General features: G+C 62.4%; 8 protein-coding genes. 7 read left to right on the forward strand and 1 reads right to left on the reverse strand.

The features are described from left to right. Window positions 1–711: 711 nt before the first annotated feature. Complete coding sequence (locus QZZ60_RS07890) at window positions 712–1,500, reverse strand: amidohydrolase family protein (protein WP_295640230.1); 789 nt, start codon at window positions 1,498–1,500, stop codon at window positions 712–714. 391 nt (window positions 1,501–1,891) lie between these two features. Between QZZ60_RS07890 and ftsH the strand changes: the two genes are divergently transcribed. The 7 genes from ftsH to QZZ60_RS07925 form a co-directional block, all read left to right on the forward strand. Beyond that, window positions 1,892–3,940: an ATP-dependent zinc metalloprotease FtsH gene (gene ftsH, locus QZZ60_RS07895; RefSeq protein WP_295640233.1), complete on the forward strand. Its 2,049-nt coding sequence runs from the start codon at window positions 1,892–1,894 to the stop codon at window positions 3,938–3,940. Then, window positions 3,941–4,843, forward strand: coding sequence for a dihydropteroate synthase (gene folP, locus QZZ60_RS07900; RefSeq protein WP_295640236.1), 903 nt, complete (start codon window positions 3,941–3,943; stop codon window positions 4,841–4,843). Window position 4,844: 1 nt separating this feature from the next. Beyond that, window positions 4,845–5,594 carry a diadenylate cyclase CdaA gene (gene cdaA, locus QZZ60_RS07905; RefSeq protein ID WP_295640239.1) on the forward strand — a complete coding sequence of 250 codons (750 nt, stop codon included), beginning with the start codon at window positions 4,845–4,847 and terminating at the stop codon, window positions 5,592–5,594. After that, window positions 5,578–6,861 carry a CdaR family protein gene (locus QZZ60_RS07910; protein ID WP_295640242.1) on the forward strand — a complete coding sequence of 428 codons (1,284 nt, stop codon included), beginning with the start codon at window positions 5,578–5,580 and terminating at the stop codon, window positions 6,859–6,861. Before cdaA ends, QZZ60_RS07910 begins: the two co-directional genes overlap by 17 nt. 2 nt (window positions 6,862–6,863) lie before the next feature. Further along, entirely contained in the window at window positions 6,864–8,216 is a 1,353-nt protein-coding gene (glmM, locus tag QZZ60_RS07915; RefSeq protein ID WP_295640245.1) for a phosphoglucosamine mutase, read from the forward strand. A gap of 90 nt (window positions 8,217–8,306) precedes the next feature. Next, window positions 8,307–9,746, forward strand: coding sequence for an RNA polymerase factor sigma-54 (rpoN, locus tag QZZ60_RS07920; RefSeq protein WP_295640248.1), 1,440 nt, complete (start codon window positions 8,307–8,309; stop codon window positions 9,744–9,746). Between the two features lie 640 nt (window positions 9,747–10,386). Beyond that, the coding region (locus tag QZZ60_RS07925) for an ABC transporter substrate-binding protein (protein ID WP_295640251.1) at window positions 10,387–11,110 on the forward strand (724 nt) is incomplete at its 3' end.

Consider the following 11,110-nt stretch of genomic DNA (forward strand, 5'->3'; position numbering starts at 1 on the left):
TCAGGCTTCGCCTGCCGACAGACGAGACGCTCGAAAAACACGCCCGGCATCCTTCTGCGCGCGATGTGCCTTCTGCGCAGGAAAAACGTCATGCGTCGAAAATCGCCGTGAGCCCCATAGACCGCCTGAAAAGGCAGAAAAGGCAGGCGGGGGAAATGATTTCCCCCGCGCCCCCTCGTTGCTGTCGTCAGGCTTCGCCTGCCGACAGACGAGACGCTCGAAAAACACGCCCGGCATCCTTCCGCGCGGAAAAAGGCTGCCCTTCATGCAAAAATTGTTATGAATAACAAATTGTTATAATTGTCTACAAGTAAAAGCAGAAGGAAAGCAAAAAGGAAGCCGCAGAATGCGCAGACTTCCTTTTTCTGAAGGGCCGCCTCTCTTTTAATCTCCTGCTGTTCTTCCTTGTTCACATCGGTTCCGGCACATGCCGGAATCGATGTCGGCCACCGCAGGCGGGCGCGGCAGCGCACGCCTGCACTGAGCCCGCAGACCGAACAGCGCCCGCCGAGCACACCACCCCTCGCAGCCGCTGCCTTTCAGAACTCCCGCCCTTTGCCTCGGGCATAATCTTCCCGCTCACACTGTGCTGCTGAAGCAGCGAAGCTGCGAAGCAGAAACAGGGGGGTGCGGGGGGAATTATTTCCCCCGCATGCCTTTCCTGCCTTTCCGGGGCGGCGCCCCGGCTGCTCTGTCCCTTCCTCTTCTCTTCTATCCGAAGAGCAGGTGCGTGCCGTTGGTGAGGATTTCGTCGATTTCGTCATCGGAGAAGCGGGTACGTCTCTGGAGGGCGTCTATTTCGTCCTGCGGGTCCATGATGGGGTAGTCGGTACCGAAGACGAGGCGGTCTCTGGGGTGTTTTTTCAGGATGGCTTTGAGCACGTCGTCGGAGATTTCCTTCATGCATGAGGAGGTATCCATCCACACGTCGCGGCCGGCGAGGGCGTCGAGGGCATAGGACCACTGGCGGAAGCCGCCGAGGTGGGCGGCCACCACGTTGAGGTGGGGGAAGGCGTCGAGGATGGCGGCCATCTTGTAGGGGCAGGAGGGGTTCTTGTCCGGGGGGAGGCTGTCGCCTATGTGTATGAGGAATATGAAGTCCTTCTGGGCCTCCTCGAACATGGGCAGAAGACGCGGGTCGTTGAGCCAGAAGTGCTGGAAGTCGGGGTGGAGCTTGATGCCGTGCACGCCCATGGAGCGCAGCCAGTCGAGCTGAGCCTTCCAGTCTTCGCAGTCGGGGTGTATGGAGCCGAAGGCGGTGATGCGGGGATAGTTGTGCTGCAGGTAGCCCGCGTAGGCGTTGCATGGACGCACCTGAAGCGCGCTCGTTGCCGCGCACAGTGCCACGCAGTGGTCTATGCCGGCGCGCCCTGCGCGCAGAAGAAGGTCATCGGGCGTGCCCTTGCAGCGGCAGAACAGCTTGTAGTGTTCCGCGAGTTTCATTTTTGCCTTTTCGGCGATGCGGGGATGGAAGACGTGAGTATGGCAGTCGACGAACATGGTGGAACCTTCCGATCTTGAGGCGGGCGGGGAGGCGGAGCGGACGTTCGGCCCTTCACGCGTCCGCGGATCGCGCACGACCTGCGGACGACGCTGCCGCCCGCAGCGGATGCTAGCCCAGGGCCCGCGCTCTGGCAAGGGCGGGAACGGAGAAAGGGAGAGAAAAATTCATTTCAATTCGGCACGATTCTTGCAGAAAAAAGGCTCCTGACCGGAAAAAGAGCTCCCGGCATCATTGTCAAAGTCGGCATCTGGCATTACAAATATAAAAAAACGGCAGGGGCGGCCGGCCGCCGCCTGCGGAGCCTGTCGTTTCACCTGTGGCAGCCCGGCAAGCCGGGCCCTCTCCGTCACTTTGAGTGAGTCATCATAAGCAGCCACGGAGGCAGCTTTGAACCAGTTTTCCCGCAATATTCTGCTGTGGAGCATCATAGCCGTTGCCATGGTCTCCCTGTTCAGCCTGTTCAACGAGAACGGCGGAAGCCCGCAGAACTCCGCCGCCTACAGCACGTTCCTCTCTCAGGTCGAAAACGGGGAAGTGAGCCGGGTTGTCATCGAGGACCGCAACATCAACGTGGTCACCACCGACGGCCGGACCTACTCCACCTACGCTCCCAACGATCCCAATCTCGTACAGGAACTCAAGAACAAGAACGTCGTCATCGACGTGAAGAAGCCCGAAGAAACGCCGCTTGCCATGTCGGTGTTCATTTCCTGGTTCCCCATGCTTCTGCTCATCGGCGTGTGGATATTCTTCGCCAGGCAGATGCAGGGAGGCGGCGGCAAGGCCATGTCCTTCGGCCGCTCCCGCGCAAGGATGCAGGATCAGAACCAGGTGGGCAAGGTGACGTTCGCCGACGTGGCGGGCGTGGACGAAGCCAAGGAAGAACTTGCCGAAGTCGTGGAATTTCTTTCCAATCCGCGCAAGTTCACGCGTCTTGGCGGGCGCATTCCCAAGGGCGTGCTGCTCGTCGGCCCTCCCGGAACCGGCAAGACCCTGCTGGCCCGCGCCGTGGCCGGCGAGGCGGGCGTTCCCTTCTTCTCCATTTCCGGTTCGGACTTCGTGGAAATGTTCGTGGGCGTGGGCGCCTCGCGCGTTCGCGATCTTTTCGCCCAGGGCAAGAAGAACGCTCCCTGCCTCATCTTCATCGACGAAATCGACGCCGTGGGCCGTCAGCGCGGCGCGGGTCTCGGCGGCGGCCACGACGAACGCGAGCAGACGCTGAACCAGCTGCTCGTGGAAATGGACGGCTTTGAATCCAACGAAGGCGTCATTCTCATCGCGGCCACGAACCGTCCCGACGTGCTCGATCCCGCGCTGCTGCGTCCCGGCCGCTTCGACCGGCAGGTGGTGGTTTCCACGCCCGACGTGCGCGGCAGGGAACAGATTCTTGAAGTGCACACCCGTCGCACGCCCCTTGCCAGAGACGTCGACCTCACCGTGATCGCCAAGGGCACGCCCGGCTTCTCCGGCGCCGACCTTGAAAACCTCGTCAACGAAGCCGCGCTTCAGGCCGCCAAGCTCAACAAGGACCGCCTGAACATGTCCGACTTCGAATACGCCAAGGACAAGGTGCTCATGGGCAAGGAACGCCGCAGCCTCATCCTGAGCGACGAGGAAAAGAAGATCACCGCCTACCACGAAGGCGGCCATGCGCTCGCGGCCAAGCTGCTGCCCGGCACCGATCCGGTGCACAAGGTGTCCATCATTCCCCGCGGCCGCGCCATGGGCGTGACCATGCAGCTGCCCGATGAAGACCGTCACGGCTACTCCCGCAACTTCCTGCGCAACAACCTTGTCGTGCTGCTCGGCGGCCGCGTGGCCGAAGAGATCATCATGGGCGACATCACCACCGGCGCGGGCAACGACATCGAGCGCGCCTCCAAGATGGCCCGCAAGATGGTGTGCGAATGGGGCATGAGCGACAAGATCGGCCCGCAGACCGTGGGCGAGCATGAAGAGGAAGTCTTCCTCGGCCGCGAATGGGGCCACACCCGCTCCGTGAGCGACGACATGGCCCGTCTGGTGGACAGCGAAGTGAAGGCGCTCATCGACGAGGCCCGCGAACGCTGCCGCACCCTGCTCACCGAGCACATCGACATGCTGCACGCCATCGCCCATGCCCTGCTGGAGAGGGAAACCATTTCCGGCGAGGACATAGACGTTCTCATGCGGGGCGAAAAGCTGCCTCCCTTTCAGCTCGACGGCCAGAACGCGGGCGAGTTTCACCTCGAGGAAGACCATTCCGACGCCTCCGGCGCCGAAGCGGACAACGCCGGAACCGGGAACACGGAGAACGGCGCGGCCCGTGACGGCAACGCCTCCCGGACCGACGACGCGACGCCCCCTGCGCAGACCTCTGCAGCAAAGGACGCGGAAAAAACCGTGAACGGAGATTCCGCCTCCTCAGAAGAAGGAAGCGACAGGGGAGAGAAATAAATGGACAACACGGTGGTCTGGATGCTTCGCAACGGGGCATTCAGCCCTGTTTCCACCGAAAAACAGGGCGGCACGCCGTCACGCTTCACCTTGTGGGGCGTGGTGAACGTAACGCCCGACTCCTTTTTCGACGGAGGCAGGCACCCTTCCTTTGAAAGCGCGTTCTCCCACTCAAGACGCCTCGCCGCAGATGGAGCCAGAGTGCTCGATCTCGGCGGGGCCTCCTCGCGTCCCGGCTCGCAGGACGTTCCTGCGGACGACGAAATGCGGCAAGTGCTGCCGCTCGTGCGGGCCCTTTCCGAGGGCCGCGGACGCCGCATTCCGCCGGACACGCTGCTTTCCGTGGACACCTGGCGCACCGACGTGGCCTCGGCCGTGCTCGAGGCCGGTGCGGACATCATCAACGACATTTCGGCCTGCCTGTGGGAACCGGCCATGACCGACGTGCTCGCCCAGTACCGCCCCGGCTACGTGCTCATGCACTGCCGTCCGGGCATGCGGCCCGGCACCATGCAGAAGGATCCCCATTACGGCAACGTGGTGGACGAAGTCATGGCCTTTCTTGAGGCACGCATGACGGCGCTCGTGAAGGCGGGGCTGCCTGAAGAAAACATCATGCTCGATCCGGGCATCGGCTTCGGCAAGACGGCGGAGCACAACTGCGCCCTGCTTTCCTCCATGGAAAGGCTGCTCTCCCTCGGCCGTCCCGTGCTGCTCGGCGTGTCCAACAAGAGCCTCTTCGGCGAGCTTCTGGGGCTTGACGTCACAAGGCGCATAGAGGCCACGAGCGTGTGCACCGCCCTTCTGGCCGCACGCGGCGTGACGCATCACCGCGTGCACGACGTGGCTTCGGCACGGCGCGCCCTCACGCTCGCAGAACACTTCACCCCCTGGAAAGACTGACATGTTCGCACTGGGACAGTTGACATTCGGCTGGCGGGACCTGCTGGACATACTCATTGTGGCCATTTTGTGCTACTACGGCATCCGCTTCGTGCGGGGCACGCGCGCCATGGCCGCCCTGAACGGCCTGCTTCTGCTGCTCGCCCTGTTCGCGGCCGCGCAGTTCCTCGGCCTGTTCACGCTGGTGTGGCTGCTCCAGAACGTGTTCAGCTCGCTGTTCCTCGTGGTGGTCATCCTGTTCCATCAGGACATACGCCAGGCTCTTTCCAACATGAACTTCCGCTATCTTTTCCGGCGCAAGGGCAACGTGCGCACGGAAATGATCAGCACCGTGAGCCGCACGGCCTGCGCGCTCGCCGCCCGCCGCATAGGGGCCATCATCGTCATCGAGCGCAACGTGGCCCTCGGCGACATGACGGAAAAGGGCGTGACCATCGACGCCGTGGTCTCCCAGGACCTGCTGGCCACCATCTTCTTTCCCAACACGGCGCTGCACGACGGCGCCGTGATCATCGGCCACAACGACCGCATCACGGCGGCCGGCTGCGTGCTGCCCCTCGCCAACGTGGCCCGGCAGCACTTCGGCACCCGTCACAGGGCGGCCATAGGCATCACCGAGGTGAGCGACGCCATTTCCATCGTGGTGTCGGAAGAACGCGGAGAAGTGACCCTAGCCCAGGACGGACACCTCTCCAACCCCCTGAACCAAGAACGCCTGGAACGGATACTGGCCAATGTCCTCAATCAATAACAGCCGGTTGCAGACCGTTCTTTCCGTACTGCTCTCCCTCGTCATCGCCACGGGACTGTGGTATCTCGTCGTGGGCCGCGACCACGTGGAAACGCAGGTGGAACTGCGCGTGGAATATCGCGGACTGCCCGAGGGGCTGATCATACGAGAAGGCATGGTCAATCACATTTCCGTGCGTCTGAGAGGCTCCGCCGAGCTTCTGCGCAATCTCCATTCGCGCGACCTCGTGTATACCGTGGATCTTTCCGGCGTGCAGAGAGGCGCCACGGCCCTGCCCCTTGCCGTGGATTCCATGCCCGACTTCAAGGCCTTTGAAATACTGGAAATCATGCCGAGCCGTCTCGTGCTCGAGGCCGACGCCCTCACCGAACGCGTGGTGCCCCTTGAAAACAAGATGCTGCCTCTGCCCGCCGATTCTCCGTACCTCATCTCCCACGCCATTCTCGAACCTTCCTTCGTCACGGTGAAGGGCCCGGAAACGCAGGTCAACTCCCTCGACCGGCTCATCGTGGTGTACGACCCCACCAAGAACGCCAGCGAAGGCCCGCACGAGGCCAACGTGGCCATCGTGGCCCCGCCGCAGGTGGAAATAACCCCGCCCGTCACCACGCTGCGCTATTCTCTGGATCTCAAGACGAAGGAAGTCTCCCTCACCCGCGACATCCAGCTCGACAACGAGGACGAGGGCTACAGCGTGCGGCCCGATTCGGCCAAGGTGGAAATCTCCGTGCCCGAGGCGCTGGTGGAAGACCGCGACTACCTCGACGCCGTGCGCGTCATCGTGCGTCAGCCTTCCGACTTCATGCCCGGCGACAGCGCTGAAGTCACGCCCATCGTCATGCTGCCCTCGGGCTCCGGCCTCATTTCCATCGATCCGCCCACGGTCATGCTCTACAGCCGCACCGACATCGATCCCGAAAACCGCGCCTGGGCCCCGGCGGAAAGCATCTTCTCGCTGCCTTCCAGCAACTTCGGCATGAAGCTGCCCGATCAGCGCGTGTCCGGAAACTTCTCACTGAGCGACATCAACGTGCCCGCCGCCTCCCTGCCGCAGCCCAACGACCTCAAAGTGCCGACCGCGCTCTCCGGCGACGAGCAGAAAGACAGCGCCCCCGCCCGCAGCGCGGCTCCCGCCGCGGCAACGGCGCAAAACGACGCCGTCCGGCCTTCTTCCGCCGCAGCGTCCGCCGGCGCGAAAAGCGCCTCCTCCGCTGTAAAGGAAGCGCCGTCTTCCTCCGAAACCGCACCTCAGGAAACACAGGATTAGCCATGTCTGAACGTCTTTTTGGAACCGACGGCCTGCGCGGCCGGGTCAACACCTATCCTCTCACGGCCGAAATGGCCCTGCGCCTCGGCCTTGCCGCAGGCACCGTGTTCCGTTCCGACGAGTGCCGCCGCAAGGTCATCATCGGCAAGGACACGCGTCTTTCCGGCTACATGTTCGAGTCCGCGCTCACCGCGGGCCTGTGCGCCTCCGGCATGGACGTGTACCAGGTCGGCCCGCTGCCCACGCCCGCCATCGCCTTCCTCACCCGCAACATGCGCGCCGACTTCGGCGTGGTCATTTCCGCCTCGCACAACCCCTATCACGACAACGGCATCAAGTTCTTCGACCGCGAGGGCTTCAAGCTGCCCGACGAGGTGGAAGACAAGATGTCCGAGCTCATCCTCGACAAGGACTACGAATGGGACTACCCCGCCTCCAACAAGGTGGGACGCGCCTACCGCATCGTGGACGCCTCGGGCCGCTACATCGTCTATCTGAAAAGCAGCTTTCCCCAGCAGCTCACCCTCGACGGCCTGCGCGTGGTCATCGACTGCGCCAACGGCGCCAACTACAAGGTGGCGCCCCTCGCCCTCGAAGAGCTCGGCGCTGAGGTGTTCCGCCTCGGCACCTCGCCCGACGGCCTGAACATCAACTATCAGTGCGGCTCGCTCCATCCCGAAAACCTGCAGGCCAAAGTGCGCGAAGTGCGCGCCGACGTGGGCCTCGCCCTCGACGGCGACGCCGACCGCCTGCTCGTGGTGGACGAAAAGGGCCGTCTGCTCGACGGCGATCAGATCATGGCCATCTGCGCCGACGACCTCATGAAGAAGGGCAAGCTCAACAACAACCTGCTCGTGGGCACCGTCATGAGCAACATGGCGCTCGAAGTGTTCATGAAGGAACGCGGCGGCCAGCTTCTGCGCACCAAGGTGGGCGACCGCTACGTCATCGAGGCCATGCGTCAGCACAACGCCATGCTCGGCGGCGAACAGTCAGGCCACCTCATCTTCCGCGAATACGGCACCACCGGCGACGGCCTGCTCGCCGCGCTTCAGATCCTGCGCATCATGCGCGAAAGCGGACGCCCGCTCTCCGAGCTCGCCGACCGCCTGAAGCTCTATCCGCAGAAGCTCGTCAACGTGCACATTTCCCGCAAGGTGCCCTTTGAACAGTGCGAAAAGCTCATGGCCGCCCAGAAGGAAGTCGAAGAAACCCTCGGCTCCCGCGGCCGCGTGCTGCTGCGCTACTCCGGCACCGAAAACCTCTGCCGCGTCATGGTCGAGGGCCAGGACGAAGACTTCGTCCGCCGCGCCGCCCGCCGTCTGGCCGACGTGGCCGCCGAAGAACTCCGCTGATCCGCCGCCGCGGCCCGGGCAGACGCCCCCGGGCCGCGGTCCGCTTTTGTCTCACGCACGACGCACTCGAAACCGCCGCGAGGGTACATCATGGCTTTTGAAATACGACAGCAGTTCAAACTGAGCCAGCAGCTCCACATGACGCCCATGCTCAAGCAGGCCATTTCCCTGCTTCTGTACTCCCGTCAGGAACTGGTGGAGGCGGTGCACAAGGAACTGCTGGAAAATCCTTTTCTTGAAGAACGCGAGGCCGAACCCGGGCCCGCAGCGCAGGACGCCGCCGAAAGCCCCCGCACGAGCGGCGAACAGGACAGCCCCTGGCCGCAGGAGGAAGTGGCCCGCAGCGCGGAGTGGGAAGAATATCTGGGCGAATTCTCCAGCCAGTCGCGCGTGGCCCAGCAGGAATACGAGGCCGCGGAGGAAGACGGCAACCCGCTGGAAGCCTGCCATTCCGCTGAACCCAATCTGGAAGCGCACCTCATGGGACAGCTTCTGCTCTCTCCTCTCAGCGAACGGCAGAAGGCCATAGGCGAATGCATCATCGGCAATCTCGACGAAACCGGCTATCTCACCGCCACGGATGAGGAAATAGCCTCCCTCGCCGGCGTGGAGCCCTCGGAAGTGCCGCCCGTGCTCTCCGCAGTCCAGAACTTCGATCCCGTGGGCGTGGCCGCGCGCACCCTTTCCGAATGTCTGCTCATCCAGCTCCGCGCCCGCCACGACGACCGCGATCCCATTCTCGTCGACCTTGTCAGCAATCATCTCGAAGATCTGGAAAAGCAGCGCTATAAGCCGCTCATGCGCCATTTTCACATCGACCTCGACACGCTGAAGGAATACATAGGCATCATTCAGGGCCTCGAACCGCGCCCCGGCGGAAGTCTCGGCAGCGGAGCCCCCTGCTATGTGAGCCCCGACATCTTCGTGCGCAAGGTGAACGGCGAGTTCGTCATCCTCATGAACGACGAAGACCTGCCCCATCTTCAGCTTTCTCCCCTCTCCGAGGAACTGGCCGCGCAGAACCGCTCCAGCGAGGAAAAGGACTACATGAACGACCGCCTGCGCTCGGCCGTGTGGATCATACGCAGCCTCGAAGAGCGTCAGCGCACCCTTTATCAGGTGATGGAAAGCATCGTGAAGCATCAGCACGACTTCTTCGAGTACGGCGTCTACAAGCTCAAGCCCCTCGTGCTCAAGGACATAGCCGAGGACATAGGCCGCAGCGAGTCCAGCATCAGCCGCATCACCACCAACAAGTACGTGGGCACGCCGCACGGCATATTCGAGCTCAAATACTTCTTCAACAGCGCCCTTTCCTCCAGCGACGGCAGTCAGGTGGGCTCCGAGAGCGTGAAGGCGCGCATACGCTCCCTCATCGACGGCGAAGACCACGCCCATCCGCTCTCCGACGAAGACATCAGCGCCCGCCTCAACGAAGGCCTCGGCGTGAAGATCGCCCGACGCACCGTGGCCAAATACCGCGAAGAGATGGGCATTCCCTCCTCGTCGCGAAGAAAGAAGCATTTATAAAAGAAAGGAAGACGGGAAGGGTGGAACATCAGGGGCTCCGCCCCCGACCCCGCCGGGGAAAATAACAGCGCTGCCGTCGCCATCCGTAAGACGCTCCGCGCCGGGCCCCCTGAAGGAAGACGGGAAGGATGAAGCATCCACCGCCTCCCGGCTCCGCCGGTTCGGCACTCTGGACAACGAACGACGCGCGCCTTCCCGCACGATTTCAGGCCGTCCAGCTCCCGAAAGGGGCGGGACGGCCTTTCCGCAACCCGGGCTTTCCGCAAAGCACGCCCGGAAGGAAAAAACTTCCACCACGCCCCTGCGTTTCCGCAAGCCCCAGCAGGCGGCCGTCGATCCTCTGACGCTCCGCTTTGTGCCCGTTCTGAAAAACGGAAACAATCATTTTCCACATTTTTGCGCTTTTGTAAACACCAAATGGAAAAACGTTCCTTTTCATTTTTGAAGAACAAGAAAAATTCTTTCCGGTGAAATATTTTCAACGTTTTGTATTTACTGAAAATAATATCATGCAACGCAAGCTTGCGGCAACGGCGCGGGACATTTTTCCTCTGCTTCACGATTGCACACAATCGTAAGATTCTATAGTATTCCTCCATATATTTCACACGAACCTGTGTTTCTCAATCGGAGGATCGTCATGAAACTTTCCCGTGTGTTCGCCTCTGTCGCCATGGCCGCCATGGCCTGCGGCCTCGCCTTCCCCGCTCAGGCCGCCGAGCCCGTCAAAATCGGCGTGTACCTGCCTCTGACCGGCCAGAACGCCTTCGGCGGACAGCTTGAGCTTGACGGCATCAAGCTCGCCCAGCAGGCCACTCCCAAGGTTCTCGGCCGCGACGTCGAGCTTGTCGTCGTGGACAACAAGTCCGACAAGGTCGAAGCCGCCAACGCCGTGAAGCGCCTCGTGGAACGCGACAAGGTTTCCGCCTACATCGGCACCTACGGCTCCTCCCTCGCCATGGCCGGCGGCGAAGTGGGCGAAAAGGCCAAGGTCCCCGGCGTGGGCACCTCCTGCACCAGCCCCCTCGTCACCCAGGGCAAGAAGTACTACTTCCGCGCCTGCTTCATCGATCCCTATCAGGGCGCAGCCGCTGCCTCCTACGCCTACAAGACCCTCGGCATGAAGAAGGCCGCCATTCTCATGGACGTGGCAAACGACTACTCCGTGGGCCTGTGCAGCTTCTTCAAGCGCTCCTACAAGAAGCTCGGCGGCGAAATCGTGGCCGACATGAAGTACAATTCCGGCGACCAGGACTTCACCGCCCAGCTCACCGAAATCATCAATCAGAAGCCTGACATCGTGTTCATGCCCGCCTACTTCGCCGAAGGCGCCATCATCATGAAGCAGGCCCGCGAACTCGGCG

Source organism: uncultured Mailhella sp. (assembly GCF_905187505.1).
In the GTDB taxonomy this organism is placed as follows: Bacteria; Desulfobacterota; Desulfovibrionia; order Desulfovibrionales; family Desulfovibrionaceae; genus Mailhella.